We start from the raw sequence: 22,435 nt of genomic DNA, 5'->3' as shown, positions 1-22,435 counted from the left end.
ATCTTTCCGCGAGGCGAGGACCCCGGATTTTGCTGCGCTCCATCCGGGCTACGGACTTACGCCCCGCGCACGATCTCTCTGACATACCCGATCGTTTCTTCGACCTGGGCCGCATTGACGTCGAGATGGGTGCAGGCGCGGATGCGGCCGTCCATCATCGCGAGCGTCACGCCGCGCTGGCGCAGTGCGGCGACCATCTTGTCGCCGGCAATTCCGGCGCCATCAGGCTTGAAGAACACGAGATTGGTTTCGGGCTCCTGCACCTCGACGCCTGCGATCTGCGACAGCCCGCGGGCGAGCGCGCGCGCATTGGCGTGGTCGTCGGCCAGGCGATCGACGTGATGGTCGAGTGCGTAGATGCAGGCGGCCGCGCAGACGCCGGCCTGCCGCATCGAGCCGCCGAGGCGCTGCTTCCACTGCCACACCGCATCGATGAAGGCGCGGGTGCCCGCCAGCACGCCGCCGATCGGCGCGCCCAGGCCTTTGGAGAAATCGATCCACGCCGAATCCCATCCCGCGGTCATGTCGCGCGGGGAGATGCCGCTGGCCACGGTGGCGTTGAGCAGGCGCGCGCCATCCATGTGGGTGACGAGGCCGTGCTGCTTGGCGATCGCTACGATCTCGTCGAGCGCCGCCTTCTTCCAGATCGTGCCGCCGCCGATATTGGCGGTCTGCTCGACGCTGACGACGGTCTGCGGCGGCTGGTAGCGCGTCCGCGGATGCAGTGCCTTGCGAAAGGTCTCCGGCGTGAACTGGCCGTCGGGTCCCTTGAGCTGGGTCACCTGGAAACCGCCGATCGCGGCATGCGCGCCGCCCTCGCGGGCGATGATGTGCGCGCTCTCGTGGGCGAGGATCTCGTCGCCGGGACGGCAATGCACCAGCGTCGCGGTGACGTTGCACATCGTGCCTGAAGGCATGTAGACCGCGGCTTCCTTGCCCATCAGCGTGGCGACGCGCTCGCACAGCGCATTCACGGTCGGATCGTCGCCGACCTGCTCGTCGCCGACCTCTGCCCGCGCCATCGCCTCGCGCATCGCAGCCGTCGGCTTGGTCTGCGTGTCCGAAAGCAGATTGATGCGCACCGGCGGCGCCTTGGGATCGATCGGGGGAGGGGTATAGAGCATCAACTTGCTCCCTGAGGGGAATGGCACTCGCTCGCGGTTAGCGAGCTCTGGGTGGACGCCGGGCGGCGTGACGAAACCGCATAATAACGATTTCTGTCTAGGTCACACGATAATCGATCAGATAGGGATAAGGGTTGACCGGCAAGCGACGGACGTATGCACGCGTAGTCGTTCGACCTGCGTGGGGGTAGGTCTCTAGCAATGCTATGAGAGCGACAATGCGGCCGCGCACGTGGCCTGCGCCTTGGGGCGAGTGCGCCTCGATGTAGGTCAGAATTTGGTCGATTGGGCGAGCGCCCGCTTCGTATAGCGGACCTTCACAGGCCGTGCTTAGCCCACATCGCGCGGACTTCGTCGGCGCTGGCCAGCTCGCCGCGGGCGATTTCGGCTTCGGCGAGATCTGCCTCTTCCGCCGCCGTCAGCTGGATTGGTGGCTGATCGACCCCGGCAAGCTCAAGCATGGTCCGCGCCAGTTCGTCCTGCTCTGAATCGGGCAGGCCGGAAACTTTGCTGAAGGCCTCTTCCAGAAGACGAGTCATGCTCAACTCCGCGATGTGCAATCATAGCACAGATGGCCTGAGACATGGGAATCGCCGGCTCAAACAAAAAGGCCCCGGTGAACCGGGGCCTTTGAATGTCGTTCTGCCGAACTATTAGCGCGAATAGAATTCGACGACCAGATGCGGCTCCATCTGCACCGGGAACGGCACGTCGGAGAGGCCGGGGATGCGCACGTACTTGGCGGTCATCTTGCCGTGGTCGACTTCGAGATAGTCGGGGGTGTCGCGCTCGGGGAGCTGGCTGGCTTCGAGCACGTGGGCGAGCTGCTTGGAGGCTTCCTTGACCTCGATCACGTCACCGATCTTGAGCTGGTAGCTCGAGATGTTGACCTTGCGGCCGTTCACCTTGACGTGGCCGTGGTTGATGAACTGGCGCGCGGCGAAGATCGTGGAGACGAACTTGGCGCGGTATACGACCGCGTCGAGACGACGCTCCAGGAGACCGATCAGGTTCTCGCCGGTGTCACCCTTGAGGCGGCTCGCCTCGACATAGATGCCGTGGAACTGACGCTCGGAAATGTTGGCGTAATAGCCCTTCAGCTTCTGCTTGGCGCGCAGCTGCACGCCGAAGTCGGAGAGCTTGCCCTTGCGGCGCTGGCCGTGCTGGCCGGGGCCGTACTCGCGGCGATTGACGGGGCTCTTCGGGCGGCCCCAGATGTTCTGGCCCATACGGCGATCGAGTTTGTACTTCGCCTCACTGCGCTTAGTCATCGCGTCCTCTTCAGGTACATGGTTTGAGGAAACGCGCCCTCCTGTGTGACGGGCTGGGCCCGGCACTGACAGGTCCGATCCCCAAAGCTTAAGGGAGAGGACCACGGGTCGCGAAACGCTTCGCGGGCCGAAATCGGCCCGCGAGCAGGCGGCTTTTAGGTGGGTTTGGGCCGTTCTGTCAATGCGAATAGCCCCGAAATCATGTCCGGACCGCCCGGATCGGCTTCGGCCCGGCCGCGCGCAATTCGGCAGCGATTTCAGTGTTCAGGACCTGTTCCAGCCGGGTCAGGACCCGGGCAATGAGGGCGGCGTCGGTCACCCGGTGGTCCCAGCGGATCACGACATGGATGGTCTGGTCGCCCTCGACCACCCCATAGCTGACGATGAACGGGCCCGGCGTGATGGGATGGAGCTCGCCACCGCCATAGGCGGCCACTGAGCTCACGGCAAAACTGCCGAACCAATTGCCGCGCTGTCGGCCGAAATTCAGCCCGACCGCCCAGCACAGCCGCCGCAGCGGCAGCGGCAGGCGGGTGGCCCGCATGATCTTGCGGAACATCGGGATATCGTCGATCGGGGCCGTCTTGGCACGCCGGATTTCGGCGTCCACCGCGGCCAGCGCCATGGCTTCGGGAGCCGCGATTCGCTGCGGCATCACGCATTCCTCGCCGTCTTGGACCCGGGCGATCGCCACCGACGCCACGCTATTGGGCAGCTCGTAGAGCATCGGCCAAGGCCATTTGGCGTAGACGGTGCGCAGGACCGGCTCGTCCCTGGCGACCAGGGCAAAGGCCTTGACGAACATTGCGGCCCAGCCGGAGGGCGCAATCGCTCCCGCACGCGCCTCCAGCAGGGGGCGGATATTGAGAGGGCGGGAGAGCGAGACGAATGGCACGTCCATCGACGCCCGCATGAGGTCGCAAATCAGGCGGCGCGGCAGCGAAATGGTCTTGGACGTCCCGCGCATGGGTCTTTCGGTTCCTGCGGACTAAAATATGTGCAGCGAGCGGGTGGCCCGCTCGCCGCGTGCTCTAGCACGAACCAACCCGCCTGGGGCCGGTCGGTTTGCCGCATCAGGGCGCCGGCGAGGCCAGCGGCTTGGTCTTGTCGACGATATAAACTCCAAGCACTTTCATGGCCTTGTCGCCATGAGCCTTGGCGTCGTGCACGACGCCTGCCGGGATCTGGTAGGAATCCCCGGCTTTCAGGGTTTTCTCCGGCTGGCCGTCGATGAGGAGATTCAGCTCGCCTTCGAGCACGTAGCCGGTTTCGACCCCAGGATGGGTATGGCGTCCGGCCGCGCCGCCCGCCGGGACCTCTGCGATGGCGGTGACGGTGTTGTAGCCGTCGGGAAATTCGACCTTCTGCCGTGGGGTCCGCTTGATGCCGGTCTGCTGGGCGAAGGCCGCAACGGCGAGGCTGGTGAAGGCGAGAGCGAGTAAAGTCTTTTTGAGCATGGTTCTTCCTCCCTGGAACCGCCGACCCTAGCAGCGTCGCAGTTCCCGGCAAGGCCGCGATCGGCTCGTTCAGCGCTTGATTCCCTCGAACGCCGCCATGATGCCGCGCTGGAACAGCGACCAGTCGAAACCCAGCGCGATCGCGCGATAACCGCGGTCGACCAGGGCGTTGGCCTAGTCTGCAGTGCGGGCCACACCCCCGATTGGCACGCCGCTCTTGAGGATACCGGCCTCGGCGCGGGCGACCAGCTCCAGCAATTCCGGATCGTCCATCTGCCCGCGCTTGTTGATGGACGTCGCGAGATCGCCGGGGCCGATCACCGCGACGTCGATGCCCGGCGTCGCCATGATCTCGTCGATGCGATTGACGGCCTCGACATGCTCGATGGTGATCATGCAGATCATCTCGTCGTCGGCGCTGGCCATGTAGTCCGGCATCGACTGGCCCCAGCGGAACGGCGCGCGGAACGGACCCCAGAGACGATCGCCGCGCGGCGGATAGCGCACGCTGCGCACCGCCTTCTCGGCTTCGGCGCGATTGGTGATCATCGGGAAATTGATGCCGAAGGCGCCGATGTCCATCGGCGCTTTCGCAAGCCACGGCTCGTTCGCCGCGATCCGCACCAGGGGCGTGCATGGCGTGCCTGTCGTGGCCGCGATCATCGCATGCGCTTCGGTCAAGCCAATCGGGCCATGCTCGAGATCGACGATGATCCAGTCGAGCGAGCGCGCCATGATCTGTACGGTCTGCACGCTCGGGATTGTCGCGATTGCGCCGAAGGCGGGGCGCCCTTCGCTCCACAATTGGCGGAGGCGATTGAGCGGCGTTGCGGGGACCGGCATGGGGATGAACCTGCGAAGATGGCGACGGCGAAGCCTAGCAGCGCGCCGTCGAGGCGCAAGGTCAGGCCAGCGCGCGGCCGCCGAAGAACGGCGTCAGCGTGGCCGAAAGACCATGCACGCGGTTCGAGGTGAAGATCATCTCGGCGCCGGACTGCGCGATGCCGCCGATTTGCGTGCCGAGCAGGTCGGAGACGCGGCGGGCGATGGCGGGCGCGGGGTCGATCCATTCGACCGGCCAGGGCGCGAGCGTCTTCATCCGGTCGAGCAGCAGCGGGTAATGCGTGCAGGCGAGCACAACGGTGTCGGTGCGCGATGTCGCGTCCGCGGGGTCACCGACGAAGCAGGGGGCGAGTTCGGCGAGGATGTCGCCGTCGCTGATCGGATGGCCGCTGAGCGCTGCTTCTGCCAGAGAGGCGAGCTCGGGCGAGCCGACCAATGTCACCTCGCAACCGAGCCCGAAATCGCGGATCAGCGCCTTGGTGTATTCGCGCTTCACCGTGCCCTTGGTGCCGAGCACCGAGACGCGGCGGGTCTTCGACTGCGCGCAGGCGGGCTTGATCGCCGGCACGGTGCCGACGAAGGGCAGGGAATAAGCGGCGCGCAAGTGAGATAGGACTAGGGTGGACGCCGTGTTGCAGGCGATGACGATGAGGTCAGGATCGTGCGTGCCAATCAGTTCGCCCATCAGCGGCACGACGCGGGCGATGATCTCGTCCTCGCTGTGGTGGCCATAGGGGAAGAAGGCATCGTCGGCGACATAGACGAAATGCGCGTCCGGGCGCGCAGCCACGACCTCGCGGAGCACCGTGAGTCCGCCAAGGCCGGAATCGAACACCAGGATCGTCGGGGAATAGGTCACGTCGCTACCTTAAGGGCACCATGGTTACCATTCGGTTTTTGGGGCGGTTTTGCGGCGGGGCCGTTTGGGACCAATTTGGAACGATTCAATTTCACGGTTGCCGCAAGTTCCCGCTATCAGCAGCTGCGCTGCGGACGGGGACATATCCGCAAAACTCCGGAGAGCCGACATGATCAGAAATACCAGTAACGGCTGGGGCAGCGTTTCCCGGTGGCTGCACTGGATTTTGGCGCTGGCCATCCTCGCCATGATCGGCTTCGGCTGGTGGATGAACCACATCCCGGCGCGTCCCGACCGCTTCTTTTACCGCTCGATCCACGCCGATATCGGCTATGTGATCCTGCTGCTGACCGTGCTGCGCCTGGCCTGGCGCGCCGTCAACCCGACGCCCGTGATGCCGCCTGAAACCTCGCGCTGGCAGAAGATCGCGGCCCATGTCAGCCACGGCGCGCTCTATCTCGTGGTCATCCTGGTCGCGATGCTGGGCTGGGCGCATTCCGGCGCGCGTACGCCTGATTATTCCGATTTCTTCGGCCTGTTTCACGTGCCGCAATTCACCTCTCCGGACCGTGCGGCGGCGGGCGCCTATGAGGACCGCCACATCCTCTTTGCCTATGCGCTGCTGGCGCTGATCGCGATTCACGTGGTCGCTGCCCTCTGGCACCACTTCATCCGCCGCGACCGCGTCGTGGCGCGGATGGTGACGGACGAGGCTGGGTAGGGCGGTCCCTCCCCATCGTCATTGCGAGCGCAGCGAAGCAATCCAGAGTCTTTCCGCGGTCGCAGTCTGGATTGCTTCGCTGCGCTCGCAATGACGAGTTAAGATGCGGCGTCACGGCAGGTCCAACTCACGGTCGCAGGAGACGCCATGCTCACCGTCCACCATCTCGGCAAGTCGCAATCCGAGCGCATCGTCTGGCTCTGCGAGGAACTGGGAATTCCCTACGAACTGAAGCGCTACGCGCGCGATTCCGTCACCATGCTGGCGCCGCCCGACTACAAGGCGTTGCATCCGATCGGGAGTGCGCCCGTGATCACCGACGGCGACCTCGTTCTCGCCGAGTCCGGCGCCATCGTCGATTACATCATGGCCAAATACGGCGATGGACGCCTTGCGCTCCCCCCTGATCATCCTGATTTCGCGCAGTTCCTGTACTGGTTTCACTTCGCCAACGGCACGCTGCAGGCCGGCATGGGCCGGCTGATGATCCTGAACCGGCTCAAGCTTGCCGGGGACAATCCGATGCTGGTCGCGAGCAGAGGGCGTACCGACCGCGCCTTCGACCTCGTCGATGCACGTGCTCGCGACGCCGAATATCTGGCGGGCGACACCTTCACCACCGCCGACATCATGATGGGCTTCTCGCTCACCACGATGCGCTACTTCCAGCCCTATGACCTGTCGCGCTGCCCGAATGTGATCAAATATCTCGGCCGCGTCGGTGCCCGCCCGGCCTACCGGCGCGCGATGGAGAAGGGCGATCCGGGAATGGCGCTGCTACTGAGCTGAGCCGCGGCGCCGTTCACGCGATCCGGTTCGTGGTCGTTGACCGCTCGCTCGCCAGCTGCTTCTGCAAGCGATCGATGTTTTGCAGCAGGCGCTGGCTGGTCAGCACCAGGAAGTAATAGCCGAACTGCGGGTCCTGAAAATAGATCTCGAGCAGGCGGTCATAGGTGATCGTCAGCACCTGTCCGTCCTCGACGCATTCGATCGTTCCGGTGCGCCGGTTGTCCGGCGTGAGGAACCCGAGCTCTCCCATGAGGGCTCCGGGCCCGATCTCGACATTGATCTCCTTGACCAGGAACTTGCCGGTGACCGTGAGGAGCATCTCCTTGGCGGGATCGCCCAGTTTGAAGAGCGTTTCGCCACTGCGATATCTGCGCTCGGTCATGAACGGCTTGAGCCACTCGATCGACATGTCGCCTTCGGCCGCGTGGCGCGCCTTCTTGACCAGCTTGAGCATCTGCCGCAGGCGCAGGGCGTTGATCGGAAGCAGCAACAGATAGAGGAGGAAGGTCGAGACGTTGGCCGAGAGCGCGCCGAAAACGGCGAAGAATGCACAGCCGACCATGTTGGCGACGCGCAGCGGCACCATCGTCCGCATCAGGAGGGTGGCGACGAAGAAGCCGGCGCCGACCGCGGCGAACAGATTGGCCAGCGTAATGTTTTGGACAAAGATCTCCAGCAACCGGTTGAAGATCGCGTCGTAGGTGACGTTGTTGGGATCGAGGCCCATCTGGACCAGGATCTTTGCGATCCTGAGGTTGTCCGTCGCCGCATCCAGAATGCGGTCGAGGATCGAGGAAATGTCTGCGCTGCCGGACGGCATGTACTAACCCCGCGTAAGGCCTTCAGTCCTGGTCGGTATGCTCGACACGTATAGCCGAAATCGAATGACGACCGCTTGAAATGAAGCCTTCGGCCGCCATGCCGCAAGAGGCAAATTTTAGCCTGATCGGGCGTTTCGGCAATTGCCCGTTGGTTGTGCGCATGGCCGTCGCGCGCCCGTGATTCGGGGCCCCCGGGGCGCGGGCTTCGGCGTCGTCGACCGTGGCGCGCCGACGGGGCGGGGGCGCAGGGCGACCAGCCTTATGGCTTGGCGGCGGGTTGCACGACCTGCTGCTCGACGAGGTCGAGGTGCCCCGGCAGCGAACCGGCGCGCAGCAGCATCGCGACGCTATTGGCTTCCTCCAGGGTGAAATTGCCGGAGATCTGGCCCGAGCCGCCGGTGATGGGCTCGCGGATCACGGGGGCGGAGATCACCTTGCCGTCGAGCACGATGGCGAAGGGCCTTCCGATGTTCTCTTCGGTGACGTGGGCAAAGCGCCGCGTGCCGCGGCCGTTGAAACGGAACGAGGCGATCGGGTCTTTCGTGCCGCTGGCAAATCCCGGGCCGGCATAGCTGATGTCGTCGCCGTCGAGTGCGCTGTCCCTGGCGACCAGGTAATGGCGCTCGTCCTTGAAGCCGGGCAGGACTTCGGTGCCCGTGGGCGGCGTGCCGGATTGCGCCTGCTCCGCGGGCATCGAGACGTCGATCAGGCGCAAGCTGACCTTGACCTTCCTGGCGAAGACCGCGGTCACGCGGGCGGGCTCCATCATGCCCGGGATGAAAATGCGGATGCGATCCGTGCCATCCGGCAGGACGCTGGCGAGGTTGATGCCGGCATCCTTGAGGCGCTGCTCGATCATGGCGATGGAATCTTCGACGAGATCGCGCAGCCGGGCCGCGGATGCGGCATCGGTCGGCGCGAGCCTGACCAGTCCGTCGCCGCCATCGGTCACCTTGAGCGCATGCGATGGCAATCCCTCCGCGGCCGACGCGAGCTTGCGTGCGAGCTGTTCGCGGCCCTTGGCATCCGCGATCTTCACCTCCACGCCGGCGTCGCGGATCGCAAGACCGGAGAAGGCGATCTTGCCCTCGCGCAGGGTCTTGTAGACATCGTCGCGCAAATCCGTGACGACGCTCTCGCGCAAGCCGTCGGTATCGACCCTGTAGACGATGCGCGAGCCGCCCAGCTTCTCCATCTTGTCGGCGACGAAGGCGGCGATCCTGGCACGCATCTTGTCGAACTGGCCGTCCTCGGCGTGCGCCGCGCGGGGCAGGACGATCGCCGAAGTCATGATCGCTGAAGTCATGATCGCCGAAGTCACGGCGAGCGCGACAATCAGCCGTGTGATGCGGTGCCGCGGGGGCGTAGTCATGATTTCCTCAAGTCTTGCGGCAGGACGCTGGCAGGGGAGTCCGATGCATGTTCTTGGTCCCCCGATCGGGCGGGGAGGTTCAATGGCCTTGAATACGAGTGCTACGACCGTAGCCGTTCGGCCATGGACGAACGCTCAATCATCCATCATTCTGTCGGCGCTCGACCGGCTATCGGCCGAGGCCTCGCCGACCAAAATGTCAAAAGACAGGGGGCGGGGAAATGCATCTGAGGGAGGACGGAATTCCATGGCGGGCATCCACGCGCTCGATCGGTTCATCGGCAACGACTATCCGGACTTCGCGACGGACGCAGAGGTCCGGGCCTTCGAGCAGGTCCCTTACGCCGATCGCGTTGCGGCCGAGAGCACTTATAACGCCATCAGGCTCGGTGCGGCGCGCAACCCCGACGGGGCCGCGATCCAGTTCCTGCAAAACGCCGATCCGGCCGACACGCCGCTCGTGGTCACCTATCGCGATTTCGTCGCGCGCGTCACGCAGGCCGCCAACATGTTTCACGCGCTCGGCGTCGAGAAGGGCGACGTCGTCAGCTTCATGCTGCCGCTGGTGCCCGATGCCTTCGTGACGCTGTTCGGCGCCGAGGCCGCGGGCATCGCCAATCCCGTCAATCCGCTGCTCGAGCCGCACCAGATCGCGGAGATCCTTGAGGCCGCGAACACCAAGGTCCTGGTTGCGCTCGGGCCGATGCCGGGCACCGACATCTGGCAGAAGGTCGAGCAGATCCGCCCGCAGCTGAAACATCTCAAGGCGGTCGTGCAGGTGTTCGGCGGAGGCGATCCGGACAAGGGCATCTTCGCCTTCAACGACCTGATCAAGCAGCAGCCGTCCGACCGGCTTATCAGCGGGCGCAAGATTCTGGGTGGCGACATCGCGGCCTATTTTCACACCGGCGGCACCACCGGCACGCCGAAGCTTGTGCGGCACACCCACGCCAATCAGGTCTATCAGGCCTGGGCGCTCAATCTGCTGCTGAAGTCGAAGCCCGGCGCCAACATGCTGTTCGGCATGCCGCTATTCCACGTCGGGGGATCGCTGACGCAGGTGTTGCTGACGCTCTCCGCCGGCGGCTCGCTGGTCGTGCTGTCGCCGAGCGGCTGGCGCAATCCGAATTCGGTGAAGAACATCTGGGGGCTGGTGGAGCGCTTCAAGCCCGAGGCGCTGTCGAGCGTGCCGACGGTGCTCGCGGCCACGCTTGCGGTGCCGCCAGGCAATGCGGACATCTCCAGCCTGAAATATGCCGCCGGCGGCGGTTCGGCGATTCCCGTCGCCGTCGGCTCGGCGATCCAGGAGAAGCTGAAGCTGCCGGTGGTCGAGGTCTACGGCATGACCGAGACCTCGAGCGTGCACACGCTTGCTTATCCCAGCCGGCCGATCCGGCTCGGCTCGGTCGGCCTTCCCATGCCTTACGCGCGCGTGCGCATCGTGCAGCTCGATGCCGACGGCCGCCTGATCCGCGACTGCGCAGCCGATGAGATCGGCGTCGTCATCATGGCCGGGCCCGGCGTGTTCGGCGGCTATCTCAACGACGAGCACAACAAGGGTGCGTTCGTCGACGAGGTCTGGGTCAACTCCGGCGACCTCGGACGTCTCGATGCCGACGGCTACCTCTGGATCACCGGCCGGGCCAAGGATCTCGTGATCCGCGGCGGCCACAATATCGATCCGGCGCCGATCGAAGAGATCATGTTTCGCCATCCCGCCGTCGGCTTCGCCGCCGTGGTTGGCCAGCCCGACGCCTATGCCGGTGAATTGCCCGTCGGTTACGTGCAACTGAAGCCGGGCGCGACCATTCAGCCGGGCGAGCTCGAGTCCTGGGTGCGCGAGCGGACGCCGGAGCGCGCCGCCGTTCCGGTGCAGGTCATTCCGATCGACCCGATGCCGGTGACGGGCGTCGGCAAGGTGTTCAAGCCGCAGCTGCGCTGGGACGCCGCGCAGCGGGTGTTCACCAAGGTGCTGTCGCCGATCATCGCGCGCGGCATCGACTGCAAGGTGAAGGTCGGCGCGCATGGCAGCCACGGCTCGATCGCCACTGTGACGCTCGCGGGCCTGCCGGCAGACCAGCGCGAACTCGTCGCTGGCGAGGTGCACACGCTGCTCGATCCATTCGTGATGCGGCACGAGGTGGTGCAGGCGTAGGTAAGGGCACGCGAGGCTTGCGCGCCTCGCCGCGAGCGCGCATCATCCTCTCAAAAAATGGGGGAAGCCGATGCCTGAACTCTCTCGCCGCCGTCACCTTCAACAATTGTCGGCCGTGTTCGGATCCGCTGCGCTGTCCGGATTGCCACGGTCGGTATGGGCGTCAGAGCCGGACATTCCGCCGGAGGGCATCGGCAAGGGCATCAAGCATATCTCGTACAGCGATGTCGGCGGCCGGCCCGACACCGTGCAGGTGATGTTCAACCGGCAGCACGTCTATGTCGGACACATGTTCAGCGACGGCGTGACGATCCTGGACGCATCCGATCCGCGCGCACTGAAACCGGTCAATTTCTTCACTGCCGGGCAATACACCCGCACCCACCATCTGCAGGTGGCGGAAGATCTGCTGCTGCTTGCGAACGGCGCCAACATCGTCGCGATGCAGTCCTACGACAGCATGCGCGGCTATTTCGAGAATGCACTCGCCGACAGCATCACCAAGGCCAAGAAATTCCGCTCCGGCCTGTCGATCCACGACATCTCGAAACCGGGCGAGATGCGCGAGATCGCGTTCCTCGAAATGCCGGGCTTCGGCATCAACCGGCTGTGGTGGCCCGGCGGCCGCTATGCCTATGTGTCGGCGCATTTCGACGGCTTCACCGACCACATCCTTTGCGTGGTCGATCTCAAGACCATCACCAAGCCGGAGATCGTCGCGAAATGGTGGCTGCCGGGCATGAACCGCGCGGCCGGCGAGCCGGCGACGCCCAAGGGCAAGCGCTTTGCACTGCATCACATGATCACGGCGGGCGATCGCGGCTATGCCGCCTGGCGCGACGGCGGCTTCACCATCCACGACATCGGCGATCCCGCCAATCCGAAGCTGCTCTCGCACATCAACTGGTCGCCGCCGTTCGCCGGCGGCACGCATACGCCGCTGCCGCTGCCCAAGCGCCAGCTCGCCATCGTCGCGGATGAAGCCAATGCGGATCAATGCGCCAAGGGCCTGTTTCACACATTCGTGCTTGACGTGCGCGCGCCGCAAAATCCGGTGCCGATCGCGACGCTGCCGACGCCACGCGATCGCGACTTCTGTGCGAAGGGCACCTTCGGTCCGCACAATCTGCATGAGAACCGCCCCGGCTCCTTCCAGAGCGAGGAGACGATTTTCGCGACCTACAGCAATGCCGGCGTCAGGGTGTTTGACGTCAGGGATCAGTTTGCGCCGAAGGAGATCGCGTATTGGGTGCCGCCGACACCGAAAAAACTCGTCGACCCCCGCCCGAACGTCGCGCTCGCAGCCAAGACCTGCGACGCCTATGTCCGGCCTGACGGGCTGATGTTCGTGTCGGACTGGAATGCCGGAATGCACGTGCTGCAATATCAGGGGTAATCGCCGCGCAGCGGGAGTCGGCGACTTGTCCGCCGTGGCCACCTCTTCCGATCGGGTGACGCCTCGCCGCTACCCGCGGATCGCCGCATTGGCCCTTTCGGCCGCGCCCGTCATCGCATCCTTGGCCGATTTCGCCCCGTTGACCACTTCATTCACGCCGATCATGAAGGCGTCCAGGATCAGTCTCGATTGCGGATGGAAAAGAATCGCCTTGGCGCGGTCGACGTCGGCATTCTGCAAATTGATCAGCGCCGCCTCGGCGGCCTGCGAACCGAACGCCTTCCTGAAGCCCTCACTCGACCAGGCCGACACGCGTGTCGTCGCCAGCCCTGCTGCAGCAGTCTGCAGCGAGGTCGCCTTGCTCGTCGCCCAGAGCAGGAACAGGAAAGCCGCGCGCTTGTTTCGCGATTTGGAATTGATGCACGCCTGCCAGTGCGACATGAAGGGGACGGGGCCGCGACCGGCGAGATGCGGAAAGGTTGCAAACCCGGCCTGCTTGGCGACACGGCTTTTCGCTGGATTGGAAATGTCGGTCGCGAAGTTGCTGCTGTCGATCGCCATGGCCGTCCGCCCCTGCAGGAAGTCGTCCAGCACGTGGTACCATTCGTAGCTGCCGACGCCGGCAGGCCCAGCCTGACCGAGCAACTGTCCGTACATCTCGACGGCCGCGATCCCCTCCGGGCTCGCGAAAACGACCCTGTTGTGCTCGACCATGGCCCCACCGTAGGAGAACAGGAAGCCCATGGCTGGCGGGGAGGAATTGCCGCTCGCCTGGGCCCGCATCGCGATCCCCGACATCCCGTTGCTCTTGACCGCCTTGGCGGTGACGAGCAGCTCGTCGAAAGTCCGGGGTACCGGCTGGTCCTTGGCTGCCAGCGCATCGCTGTTGATGAACAGGGTCGTCGCCTCTGAGGTAATCGGGACCGCGTACCGTTCGCCGTCCGACCACAGCGGGAAGGCGCGGGCCGTCTTGAGCAGGTCGCTCTCGTCGTACCAGGCGGGGTCGGTCAGCGACTTCATGGAATAATAGCCGTTCAGTGGCTCCACCCATCCGTTCGTGATGCCCTGGCCATAGGTCGTGAACATGAAGACGTCGGGCGTGCTACTGCCGCGAGCGAGCCTGATCGGCAGCGCGCCGAGGTAGGTGGTTTCCAGCTGGAAATCGATGGTGACGTTGATGCCGGTGAGGATGGTGAACTCCGGCAACAGCGGCGCGATCGCGTTCGACCACGGATGGATCGCACCCGAAAGTGCGATCGTCTGTCCCGCAAATTGCTTCCAGTCGATCGCGGCGTTGGCGTTAGCCGCAGCGGAATCCTCGGCAAAGCCCCATCGCGGCAGCGCGGTCAGGCCCGCGCCAGCCGCCCCCAGTCCCTTGATGAAACTGCGGCGGCTCGCCGGATGGCTCAATGAGTTTTCACCCTGTGCCATGATGATGCTCCTTGAATCAACCAAGGGCATTCATCCATAGCACACGCACGGTGCCGCAGTCCTGCGACATCACGGCCCGACCTCTGGCGTATCCGATGAATGTCGGGTTCCCGACCTCCTTATCCGTGCTATTGTCCCATCATGCTCTGGCGTCGGCACCAGAACACGCGCGGTCACACGAGCATCGAAGACCCACGGCCAATGTCCGTTCCTGTTCGGGCCCTGCCTCTGCGATGGTTTGCTCGTCCGCTGATCCTTGCGGTCGCAGTGCTTGTGACCCTGTTTGCCGCGACCAGCTTCCTCGGCCTGCAATATTGGCAGGAGCGGCAAGCAGCTCATCACTTCATCGAGCATAGCCGCCAGGTCCTCGAAACGCTTGATCGGCTGCGGGCGATCGTCGCGGAACTGGAGACTGAAAGGCGCGGGTATCTCATGACCCTCGACCCCGCCTATCTCAAGGCCTACGGCGTCTCTGACGAAAGCGTACGGCGCGAGGCTCAGGCGCTGCAGATGTTGGTGGCGGATGATCCGTTGCAGGGCCTTCGGGCCGGACATCTGGCGCTGACCGTTACAGCCACGCTGCGCGAGATCGACGAGCTGCTGAAGACGGCCGGCACGTCCGGGCTGGCCGCGCTGGCAATGATCCGCAGCATGGACGAGATCCGCTCGCAAATCGACCAGATGGTGGATCACGAGCGCTTTCGGCTCGCCGGCCGGGAGGCGCGCGCAGAAGCATTCGAGCAACGCTGGACCTGGCTGATCGCCGGCGCCGTTGTCCTCGTCGTCGCGCTGGCCGCAGCGGCGCTGGCGCTCGCGCGGCTCGAAGCGAAACGGCGGCGGGAGGCGACCGAGGAGAACATCCAGCTCCAGAGTGATCTTGCAGCACGGGATATCAAGATCAGGCGCCTGTTCGATGCCAACATCATCGGCATCATCATCTGGGAAGTCGAGGGGCGCATTCTCGAGGCCAACGATGCCTTCCTGCGCATCGTGGGATACGACCGGGAAGATCTCGCCGCGGGGCGCCTGCATCGGACCGACCTCACGCCGCCGGAATGGCGCGACCGCGACTTGCATACCGTGGCGGAACTGAAGCGGGTGGGGACAGCCCAGCCATTCGAGAAGGAGTATGTGCGGAAGGACGGAAGCCGTGTTCCGGTGCTGATCGGCGGGACCATGTTCGGAGAAGGTACGGATCATGGCGTCGGCTTTGTCCTTGATCTGACGGCTCTCAAGCGGGCGGAAGCCGAAGGCCGCGAACACGAGCGGCGCTACCGTGAAGCGCTGATGGAGCTCGCGCACGCCAATCGCGTCACCACGATGGGACAGCTAACCGCTTCGATCGCCCATGAAGTCAACCAGCCGATCGCCGCGATCGTGGCGAACGCCGAGGCCGGGCTGAATTGGCTGGAGGCGCGACCGCCAAACCTGGAGCGGGTTCGACAGACCCTCGACTGGATCACCGGTGATGGTATGCGAGCCGGCGACATCATCGGCCGGATCCGGGCGCTCATCAGGAACGCGCCCCCGCAAAAGGAGACCCTGGAGATCAACCCGGCGGTGCTTGAGGTCATCGTGCTGACACGCAGCGAAGCGTTCAAGAACGGCGTCTCGGTGCGAATGCAATTTGCCGAGGGCTTGCCGCCGATTCAGGCCGACCGGGTTCAAGTTCAGCAAGTGGTGCTCAACCTGATCGTCAACGCGATCGAGGCGATGGCCGCGGTCGGCGAGGGGGGACGGGAGTTGCTGATCAGCACCGGTCGGGATGCATCCGACGGCGTCCACGTCACCTTGCGGGATTCCGGTCCGGGGCTGGATCCGAAGAACGTGGATCGCCTGTTCGAAGCCTTCTACACCACCAAGCCCACAGGCATGGGGATGGGTCTCGCCATCTGCCGCTCGATCATCGAGGCGCACGGCGGGCGGATGTGGGCCGGCGCAAACGAGCCGCGGGGCGCCTTCTTCCAGTTCACCCTGCCTCTCGCCTCAGACGAGACCGCATCTCGCCCGCTGGAGGCGGATGAGCCAACGGGCCAACGCTCTGCGGCTCGATGACGGGCTCCGCGTGGCGTGGCCCTTTGGCGGGAATGTCGCCGGGGCCACGGCTGCCGCGAAGCGGCGCTAACCCGCCGGCATCCGCGTCTCCACCAGGCGCGCCCAGTAGGAGGCGCCGTGGCCGAGGATGTTGTCGTTGAAGACATAGGCCGGGTGGTGGCACTCGTTGCCGTCGCCCATGCCGACCAGGATCATCGCGCCGGGACGCGCTTCCAGCATGAACGAGAAGTCCTCGGCGCCCATCATCGGGATGAACTTGTCGTTGACGCGCTCGGCACCGACGATGTCGCGGGCGACGTCGGCGGCAAGGCCGGCTTCGCGCGCATGGTTCATCGTCACCGGATACATCCGCGTGTACTTGGTCTCGGCCGAGCCGCCATAGGCGCGGGCGACGCTTTCGGCGACCTCGCCGATGCGGCGCTCGACGAGATCGCGCACTTCAGGATCGAGCGTGCGGACGGTGCCGCCGAGCTCGGCGACTTCAGGAATGATGTTGAAGGCCGTGCCGGAGTGGAATTGCGTGATCGAGATGACGGCGGACTTCAGCGGATCGACGTTGCGCGCGACGATCGACTGCAGCGCGTTGACGATCTGCGAGCCGATCAGCACGCTGTCGATGGATTTGTGCGGACCGGCGCCGGCGTGGCCGCCCTTGCCGTGGACGATGATCTGGATGTTGTCGGAGGAGGCGAGCATCGCGCCGGGCGTGGTCGCGAAATGGCCCTCGGGCAGGCCCGGCATGTTGTGCATGCCATAGACCTCCTGGATGTTCCAGCGCGTCATCAAGCCGTCCTCGACCATCGCCTTGCCGCCGCCTTCTTCCGCAGGCTGGAAGATCATGATCGCGGTGCCGTCGAAATTGCGCGTCTCGGCGAGATATTTGGCGGCACCGAGCAGCATGGCGGTGTGGCCGTCATGGCCGCAGGCGTGCATTTTGCCGGGGACTTTGGAGGCGTAGGCGACGCCCGACGTCTCCATGATCGGCAGCGCGTCCATGTCGGCACGCAGCCCGATGGTCTTGCCGGAGGCGGACTTGCGGCCGCGGATCACGCCGACGACACCGGTCCGGCCGATGCCCGTCACCACCTCGTCGCAGCCGAATTCGCGCAAGCGATCGGCGACGATGCCGGCGGTGCGATTGACCTCGTAGAGCAGCTCCGGGTTCTCATGGAAGTCATGGCGCCAGGCGGCCATTTCGTCGGAGAGGGCGGCAACGCGGTTGACGATGGGCATGGGGGCGTCCGTTTCTTGTTCGTGGGGTGGGTTAGCGTAGCGTAACCCACCGCCTTGTCACGAGGAATGGTGGGTGACGCCTGCGGCTAACCACCCGGCAGTTTCTACGGACGCGCGCTCAGCTCTCGCCGAACACGCGCTTGAAGATCGTGTCGACATGCTTGAGGTGGTAGCCGAGGTCGAACTGCTCCTCGATCTCGGCGTCGGTGAGACACTTCTTCACTTCAGTGTCCTTCTTCAGGAGCTGGAGGAAGTCGCCTTCGCCGCGCCAGACCGGCATCGCGTTGCGCTGCACCAGCTTGTAGGCGTCCTCGCGGCTTGCGCCCTTCTGGGTCAGTGCCAGCAGCACGCGCTGCGAATGCACGAGGCCGCCGAGGCGGTCGAGGTTCTTCTGCATGTTGGCGGGGTACACCAGCAGCTTGTCGATCAAGCCGGCGAGGCGCACCAGCGCGAAGTCGAGCGTCACGGTCGCATCCGGGCCCATCATGCGCTCGGCGGAGGAGTGCGAGATGTCGCGCTCGTGCCAGAGCACGACGTTTTCCAGGGCCGGCGTCACATAGGCGCGGACCATGCGGGAGAGGCCGGTGAGGTTTTCCGACAGCACCGGGTTGCGCTTGTGCGGCATCGCGGACGAGCCCTTCTGTCCTTCCGAGAAGAACTCCTCGGCCTCCAGCACCTCGGTGCGCTGCATGTGGCGGATCTCCACCGCGATACGCTCGACCGAGGAGGCGATCACGCCAAGCGTCGAGAAATACATCGCGTGGCGGTCGCGCGGGATGACCTGCGTGGAGATCGGCTCGGGGACGAGGCCCATCGCCTTGGCGACGTGCTCTTCGACGCGCGGGTCGATCTGCGCGAAGGTGCCGACGGCGCCGGAGATGGCGCAGGTCGCGACTTCCTTGCGCGCCGCGATCAGGCGCTCCTTGGCGCGCGAGAATTCGGCATAGGCATAAGCGAGCTTGAGGCCGAAGGTCACAGGCTCGGCGTGGATGCCGTGGCTGCGGCCGATGGTCGGCGTCATCTTGTGCTCGAAGGCGCGCTTCTTGAGTGCGGCCAGCACCTTGTCGAGATCGGCAAGCAGGAGGTCGGCGGCGCGGGTGAGCTGGACGTTGAGGCAGGTGTCGAGCACGTCCGAGGACGTCATGCCCTGGTGTACGAAGCGCGCCTCGGGGCCGACGATTTCGGCAAGGTGGGTCAGGAAGGCGATGACGTCGTGCTTGGTCTCGCGCTCGATCTCATCGATGCGGGCGACGTCGAAAGTGGCGTCCTTGGCCTTGGCCCAGACCGTTTTGGCGGCCTCCTTGGGGATCGTTCCGAGCTCGGCGAGGGCGTCCGCCGCGTGCGCCTCGATCTCGAACCAGATCTTGAACCGGGTCTGCGGCTCCCAGATCGAGGCCATTTCCGGGCGGGTATAGCGGGGGATCATCAGACTGCTCCAGGAAGGTGGGCGGGCGGCCCAAGGGGGCGGCGACCGGCCAAAATGCTTTTTACGCCGTGATTTAGCAGAGCGGGCAGGGCGAAACAAACGATCTGGACCCCAAGCGAGGGGGATCGGCGAGCTATCCACCGCCCCCGGAACTAGCCCAGGCTGAGGAGACGCCGCCCACAAAAATTAACTGTCAATCACGCATCATTGACTGACAGATATTGAAATCTGTCAGCGAGACGTGTATATCCGTTTTCGGACGCACCGATTGGGCGTCCCGCGGCGACCCACCCGGGGAGCCCGAGGTCCGAAATACTTGCGGATCGCGGGACATAAGGAGGTGGGGACCGCGGACGAATGGAGACTTAAGACAATGACGACCGAAATCATCAACTTCACCGGAACGATTGGGCATTGGCTCAATTTACTGGTTGCGCGCCAGATCGCGGCGCAGGCTGCAAAACTGCCTCATTAAGGCGAGAGCTTTCCGAAACGACCGGCACGGGCGCTTCGGAAGCAGTTCCATCGCCGGGTAACTGAGCCCTCAACGGGAACATGGTGCTGGCATGAATGAAGCCGTGATCTTGACGCCGGAGCGGATCCTCGAAGTCACCGAGGACGTTCTGCGGCGTTACGGACTTGCCAAGGCCACCGTGGTTGACGTTGCCCGTGCGCTCGATGTGAGCCACGGCAGCGTCTATCGCCATTTCCCGAGCAAGGCCTCGCTGCGCGAGGCCGTCGCCAAACGCTGGCTGGATCGCATCGACGCGCCGTTGCTGGCGATCGCCGAGGAGCAGGGGCCGGCGCCGGCGCGACTCGACCGCTGGCTGCGCACGCTGTTCGCCGCCAAGCGCTCGCGCGTGCTCGACGATCCCGAGATGTTCGACACCTATCTGACGCTGGCGCGCGAGGCTTGCGCCGCCGTCAAGTGCCACAAGGACACCATGATCGACCAGATCGCGTCGATCCTGACCGACGGCGTGAAGCAGGGCGTGTTCGAGGTGGGCGACGTCAAGGCCACGGCCCGCGCCATCTTCGATGCCACCGTCCGCTTTCACCACCCGGCCCACGCCGACGAGTGGAAGGACGCCGATCTGCCCGCCCGTGTCGATGCGACCCTGGCGCTGGTGCTGCGCGGGTTGAAGGCGGCCTAGACCGACACGGTCCCGCCAAAGCGTGTAATTGTCGATTCAGCCTTTCGCCTTGTGCAAAAGGGCCTCCTCGCGCAGGGCAGGCGAGTGGGTCGATTGCCTTCCGTTGGAAGATGGGACAACCGGCGGGCTCTCCGGATATCTGTTCACCGCGATTTCGACAGCGTCCTTCGACCGCTTCCGAATGCGGTAGAATGTAAGCTCCTGATCGAGTGCGGGGCAGCGGAAGTGGACGACGGCCGTATCCGGCAAGCGGCAGAGTTCGTCGATGAGTTCGCCCACGGTGAGGAGCGGAGGATCGACGACCGTTCGGTGCATGGCCTTACTCATGGCGCAACTCCCTTCACTCTGCTGCTAACCAAAGCGCGACGGTGTCGGTTCCATTCCGCTCGCCTCACGCGCTGGACAAAGGCGCGAACTGCGCGCGCTAGAGCGCGGATCCCGACCGCTGGCTGCGCGACCGCAATATGCCGAACGGGTCTTCGCGCCCGGCCAGTTTCCGATATGTCGCAAGGTCGTCAAGCGTTGGACCTTCCCCGCGTCTGGCATTCCCACTCGTTCCAACCGGAATCGACGTGCCGAGGCCGGCATAGAGATAGCTGTCGCCGAACGCCTTCTTGAGCGCGGCAAAAGTCGGCTCACCGGTGCAATGCCCCGATGCTACGGCGTCGACCTTGAACCTGTCCTTGAGAGCGGTAACGACTTTCGCGATTGCATCGTCAGGCGCCACGACCAGATGAAATCCGCCCGCGATGAGATGAATCCTGGGATTGATACCGGTCGCCGCTTCGACAATGCGCTCGATTCCGGGGTGCGAACAACCGACCAGAAGGACTACGCCTTCTGCGGTGTTGACGGCCAGAGACAGCTCCTTGAGTTCTCGTGTCCCGGGCGCGTCGGAGATCAGCGAAATCAGTGTGATCCCAGGAGCAATCTCGGTCGTTTGATCGATCAGTTCGAAGTTTGCGTTGGCCCATGCCGAGCCGAACTTCATCACCGCTGGGGGCTTGCCTCCGTAGTACCGCATCTCCGGTGGCAGGGCCTCGTCTTTCCGGAAGAAGCCGGAAGGCAGCGAAGAGCCGTAGATGCCAAATCCTTCCTTCGGCGCGTAGATCTTGACGGTCGGATTGACGCTCAGGACGTAGGACAAGCCCGCCATATGATCGGAGTGGCGGTGCGAAAGAACGACAAAGTCGAGGTCCGAGAGGTTGACGCCCCTGGCCTTCACGTTTGCCGCGAAGATCTCGGGGTCGTTACCCGTGTCGAACAGGATGCGTTTTCCCGCGACTTCGACAAGGGCGGAAAAACCCCAGTCCTTTGTCATCGCGTCATTTGTGCCGAAGGCGTCATAAAGAATGGTGATCTGGTCTTTCGCGTCGGCTGCTGCGCTCTCGGTGGTTCCAGTCGCGAAAACGTTGAAGGCGATCAGTGCGGCAAGAAGACTGTCCCTGATGTTCATGGAAGCGTCTCCTGTTGTCATGCAAAACATACAACGGGAACGAGGGCGGCTTCGAAAGAGCCGGGAGGCTCGCGTCAAGATCGGAGCCCAACAGACATCCACCGGCGGTCTCGTGCCGGATGCCGTGGCTGCGATCGAGCCTAGCACAATCCGAGAGCGACTGGAGACCTTCGTTGGGGCGGCCGGCCGGAACCAGATAGGCGTCCAGCCGCCAAGCTCTAGATCCGCGTCAGCCCGCAACTCGCGGCCAGCCGCACGAGCTGCGCGTCGGTGCGCGCGCCGGTCTTGGTCTTGATCAAATAATGATAGTTCTGCACCGTCTTGACGCTGAGATTGAGATGAGCAGCAATCTGCTCAGTCGTCGCGCCGCCGGCGAATTGGCGCAGGATCTCGATCTCGCGCTCACCCAGTTGGTCCAGCGCCGAGCCCGCCGACAGGCTGTCCTCGGCCAAAATGTGCGCGATGTCGTCGCTCATGGCGCGCTCGCCGCGCGCAACGCTGCGGATCGCGGTGACGACCGCGGAGGGTTCGCTGCTCTTGGTGACGAAGCCGCTGGCGCCGGCGCTGAAGGCGGCTTTCACCAGCACGGCCTCGTTGTGCATGGTGAAGACGAGGATGCGCGCCCGCGGGCTGCGCGCGCGGATGTTGCGGATCGCCTCCAGCCCGCTCGCGCCGGGCATCGAGATATCCAGCAGGACGACATCAGGGTCGTGCGCCTTGAAGGCGCCGTAGGCGTCGGCCGCGTTGTCGGCTTCCGCCACGACATGGAGATCGCCCTGGCTCTCCAGCACGCGCCGGTAGCCTTGCCGCACGATCGGATGATCGTCGACCAGCAGCACGGAGATGCCTGTTGCCGCGACCTCGCTCATGTC

20 protein-coding genes and 1 pseudogene are annotated in these 22,435 nt (G+C 64.6%); 6 read left to right on the top strand and 15 right to left on the bottom strand.

Going from position 1 to position 22,435, the window contains the following annotated elements; all coding sequences use genetic code 11:
* Positions 1–56: 56 nt before the first annotated feature.
* The 7 genes and pseudogenes from HAP41_RS32585 to murI form a co-directional block, all read right to left on the bottom strand.
* Positions 57–1,124: a threonine aldolase family protein gene (locus HAP41_RS32585; RefSeq protein WP_166091264.1), complete on the bottom strand. Its 1,068-nt coding sequence runs from the start codon at positions 1,122–1,124 to the stop codon at positions 57–59.
* A 317-nt stretch (positions 1,125–1,441) separates the two neighbouring features.
* Positions 1,442–1,663 carry a hypothetical protein gene (locus HAP41_RS32580; protein WP_166091266.1) on the bottom strand — a complete coding sequence of 74 codons (222 nt, stop codon included), beginning with the start codon at positions 1,661–1,663 and terminating at the stop codon, positions 1,442–1,444.
* A 114-nt stretch (positions 1,664–1,777) separates the two neighbouring features.
* On the bottom strand, positions 1,778–2,395 hold the full coding sequence (rpsD, locus tag HAP41_RS32575; protein WP_071912408.1) for a 30S ribosomal protein S4: 618 nt from the start codon (positions 2,393–2,395) through the stop codon (positions 1,778–1,780).
* A 199-nt stretch (positions 2,396–2,594) separates the two neighbouring features.
* Positions 2,595–3,362: a 2-oxo acid dehydrogenase subunit E2 gene (locus HAP41_RS32570; protein WP_166091271.1), complete on the bottom strand. Its 768-nt coding sequence runs from the start codon at positions 3,360–3,362 to the stop codon at positions 2,595–2,597.
* A 106-nt stretch (positions 3,363–3,468) separates the two neighbouring features.
* On the bottom strand, positions 3,469–3,852 hold the full coding sequence (locus HAP41_RS32565; RefSeq protein ID WP_166091283.1) for a cupin domain-containing protein: 384 nt from the start codon (positions 3,850–3,852) through the stop codon (positions 3,469–3,471).
* A 69-nt stretch (positions 3,853–3,921) separates the two neighbouring features.
* Positions 3,922–4,695 (bottom strand): annotated as a pseudogene (locus tag HAP41_RS32560) (HpcH/HpaI aldolase family protein).
* A 61-nt stretch (positions 4,696–4,756) separates the two neighbouring features.
* Entirely contained in the window at positions 4,757–5,554 is a 798-nt protein-coding gene (gene murI, locus HAP41_RS32555; protein WP_063982379.1) for a glutamate racemase, read from the bottom strand.
* Between the two features lie 169 nt (positions 5,555–5,723).
* Here murI and HAP41_RS32550 point away from each other — a divergent pair, with 169 nt between their 5' ends.
* Complete coding sequence (locus HAP41_RS32550) at positions 5,724–6,275, top strand: cytochrome b (RefSeq protein WP_166091303.1); 552 nt, start codon at positions 5,724–5,726, stop codon at positions 6,273–6,275.
* Between the two features lie 147 nt (positions 6,276–6,422).
* Complete coding sequence (locus HAP41_RS32545) at positions 6,423–7,064, top strand: glutathione S-transferase family protein (protein WP_166091310.1); 642 nt, start codon at positions 6,423–6,425, stop codon at positions 7,062–7,064.
* Positions 7,065–7,077: 13 nt separating this feature from the next.
* On the opposite strand, the gene HAP41_RS32540 is transcribed toward HAP41_RS32545, so the two are convergent.
* Together HAP41_RS32540 and HAP41_RS32535 are read right to left on the bottom strand one after the other, a co-directional pair.
* Complete coding sequence (locus tag HAP41_RS32540; RefSeq protein WP_166091320.1) at positions 7,078–7,884, bottom strand: Crp/Fnr family transcriptional regulator; 807 nt, start codon at positions 7,882–7,884, stop codon at positions 7,078–7,080.
* A 260-nt stretch (positions 7,885–8,144) separates the two neighbouring features.
* A complete protein-coding gene (locus HAP41_RS32535; RefSeq protein WP_166091322.1) occupies positions 8,145–9,257 on the bottom strand; it encodes a SecDF P1 head subdomain-containing protein in 1,113 nt (370 codons plus the stop codon).
* 247 nt (positions 9,258–9,504) lie between these two features.
* On the opposite strand from HAP41_RS32535, the gene HAP41_RS32530 reads away from it, so the two are divergent.
* Entirely contained in the window at positions 9,505–11,412 is a 1,908-nt protein-coding gene (locus tag HAP41_RS32530) for an acyl-CoA synthetase (RefSeq protein ID WP_166091327.1), read from the top strand.
* A 70-nt stretch (positions 11,413–11,482) separates the two neighbouring features.
* A complete protein-coding gene (locus tag HAP41_RS32525) occupies positions 11,483–12,808 on the top strand; it encodes an LVIVD repeat-containing protein (protein ID WP_166091334.1) in 1,326 nt (441 codons plus the stop codon).
* A 69-nt stretch (positions 12,809–12,877) separates the two neighbouring features.
* Here the strand turns inward: HAP41_RS32525 and HAP41_RS32520 are convergent, their stop codons facing one another.
* On the bottom strand, positions 12,878–14,239 hold the full coding sequence (locus HAP41_RS32520; protein ID WP_166091342.1) for an ABC transporter substrate-binding protein: 1,362 nt from the start codon (positions 14,237–14,239) through the stop codon (positions 12,878–12,880).
* A 201-nt stretch (positions 14,240–14,440) separates the two neighbouring features.
* On the opposite strand from HAP41_RS32520, the gene HAP41_RS32510 reads away from it, so the two are divergent.
* Positions 14,441–16,294, top strand: coding sequence for an ATP-binding protein (locus tag HAP41_RS32510; RefSeq protein ID WP_166091352.1), 1,854 nt, complete (start codon positions 14,441–14,443; stop codon positions 16,292–16,294).
* A 66-nt stretch (positions 16,295–16,360) separates the two neighbouring features.
* Here the strand turns inward: HAP41_RS32510 and HAP41_RS32505 are convergent, their stop codons facing one another.
* On the bottom strand, positions 16,361–17,527 hold the full coding sequence (locus tag HAP41_RS32505) for a M20 aminoacylase family protein (RefSeq protein ID WP_166091356.1): 1,167 nt from the start codon (positions 17,525–17,527) through the stop codon (positions 16,361–16,363).
* Between the two features lie 118 nt (positions 17,528–17,645).
* Positions 17,646–18,953 (bottom strand): adenylosuccinate lyase, encoded by a 1,308-nt coding sequence (gene purB / locus HAP41_RS32500; RefSeq protein ID WP_166091358.1) that lies wholly within the window; start codon positions 18,951–18,953, stop codon positions 17,646–17,648.
* A 566-nt stretch (positions 18,954–19,519) separates the two neighbouring features.
* Here purB and HAP41_RS32495 point away from each other — a divergent pair.
* Positions 19,520–20,107: a TetR/AcrR family transcriptional regulator gene (locus tag HAP41_RS32495; RefSeq protein WP_028158450.1), complete on the top strand. Its 588-nt coding sequence runs from the start codon at positions 19,520–19,522 to the stop codon at positions 20,105–20,107.
* 36 nt (positions 20,108–20,143) lie between these two features.
* On the opposite strand, the gene HAP41_RS32490 is transcribed toward HAP41_RS32495, so the two are convergent.
* The 3 genes from HAP41_RS32490 to HAP41_RS32480 all read right to left on the bottom strand — a co-directional run bounded on the left by HAP41_RS32490 (position 20,144) and on the right by HAP41_RS32480 (position 22,432).
* On the bottom strand, positions 20,144–20,434 hold the full coding sequence (locus HAP41_RS32490; protein ID WP_166091362.1) for a hypothetical protein: 291 nt from the start codon (positions 20,432–20,434) through the stop codon (positions 20,144–20,146).
* A gap of 97 nt (positions 20,435–20,531) precedes the next feature.
* Entirely contained in the window at positions 20,532–21,563 is a 1,032-nt protein-coding gene (locus HAP41_RS32485) for an MBL fold metallo-hydrolase (protein WP_166091364.1), read from the bottom strand.
* Between the two features lie 218 nt (positions 21,564–21,781).
* Positions 21,782–22,432, bottom strand: a complete 651-nt coding sequence (locus HAP41_RS32480; RefSeq protein ID WP_028158452.1) for a response regulator — start codon at positions 22,430–22,432, stop codon at positions 21,782–21,784.
* Between the last annotated feature and the right edge of the window lie 3 nt (positions 22,433–22,435).

Origin of the sequence: Bradyrhizobium barranii subsp. apii (assembly GCF_011516635.5) — a bacterium.
Classification (GTDB): Bacteria; Pseudomonadota; Alphaproteobacteria; order Rhizobiales; family Xanthobacteraceae; genus Bradyrhizobium; species Bradyrhizobium barranii.
Note: the sequence above shows the minus strand (reverse complement) of the source record. Positions and strands in the feature narration are given on the sequence as shown.

Coding starts and splice junctions, on each gene's coding strand:
- HAP41_RS32520 (WP_166091342.1), bottom strand. CDS start 14,239: ATGGCACAGGGTGAAAACTCATTGAGCCATCCGGCGAGCCGCCGCAGT.
- HAP41_RS32540 (WP_166091320.1), bottom strand. CDS start 7,884: ATGCCGTCCGGCAGCGCAGACATTTCCTCGATCCTCGACCGCATTCTG.
- HAP41_RS32545 (WP_166091310.1), top strand. CDS start 6,423: ATGCTCACCGTCCACCATCTCGGCAAGTCGCAATCCGAGCGCATCGTC.
- HAP41_RS32505 (WP_166091356.1), bottom strand. CDS start 17,527: ATGCCCATCGTCAACCGCGTTGCCGCCCTCTCCGACGAAATGGCCGCC.
- HAP41_RS32565 (WP_166091283.1), bottom strand. CDS start 3,852: ATGCTCAAAAAGACTTTACTCGCTCTCGCCTTCACCAGCCTCGCCGTT.
- purB (WP_166091358.1), bottom strand. CDS start 18,953: ATGATCCCCCGCTATACCCGCCCGGAAATGGCCTCGATCTGGGAGCCG.
- HAP41_RS32530 (WP_166091327.1), top strand. CDS start 9,505: ATGGCGGGCATCCACGCGCTCGATCGGTTCATCGGCAACGACTATCCG.
- HAP41_RS32580 (WP_166091266.1), bottom strand. CDS start 1,663: ATGACTCGTCTTCTGGAAGAGGCCTTCAGCAAAGTTTCCGGCCTGCCC.
- HAP41_RS32490 (WP_166091362.1), bottom strand. CDS start 20,434: ATGAGTAAGGCCATGCACCGAACGGTCGTCGATCCTCCGCTCCTCACC.
- HAP41_RS32480 (WP_028158452.1), bottom strand. CDS start 22,432: ATGAGCGAGGTCGCGGCAACAGGCATCTCCGTGCTGCTGGTCGACGAT.
- HAP41_RS32525 (WP_166091334.1), top strand. CDS start 11,483: ATGCCTGAACTCTCTCGCCGCCGTCACCTTCAACAATTGTCGGCCGTG.
- HAP41_RS32585 (WP_166091264.1), bottom strand. CDS start 1,124: ATGCTCTATACCCCTCCCCCGATCGATCCCAAGGCGCCGCCGGTGCGC.
- HAP41_RS32485 (WP_166091364.1), bottom strand. CDS start 21,563: ATGAACATCAGGGACAGTCTTCTTGCCGCACTGATCGCCTTCAACGTT.
- HAP41_RS32570 (WP_166091271.1), bottom strand. CDS start 3,362: ATGCGCGGGACGTCCAAGACCATTTCGCTGCCGCGCCGCCTGATTTGC.
- HAP41_RS32495 (WP_028158450.1), top strand. CDS start 19,520: ATGAATGAAGCCGTGATCTTGACGCCGGAGCGGATCCTCGAAGTCACC.
- HAP41_RS32550 (WP_166091303.1), top strand. CDS start 5,724: ATGATCAGAAATACCAGTAACGGCTGGGGCAGCGTTTCCCGGTGGCTG.
- HAP41_RS32510 (WP_166091352.1), top strand. CDS start 14,441: ATGTCCGTTCCTGTTCGGGCCCTGCCTCTGCGATGGTTTGCTCGTCCG.
- HAP41_RS32535 (WP_166091322.1), bottom strand. CDS start 9,257: ATGACTACGCCCCCGCGGCACCGCATCACACGGCTGATTGTCGCGCTC.
- rpsD (WP_071912408.1), bottom strand. CDS start 2,395: ATGACTAAGCGCAGTGAGGCGAAGTACAAACTCGATCGCCGTATGGGC.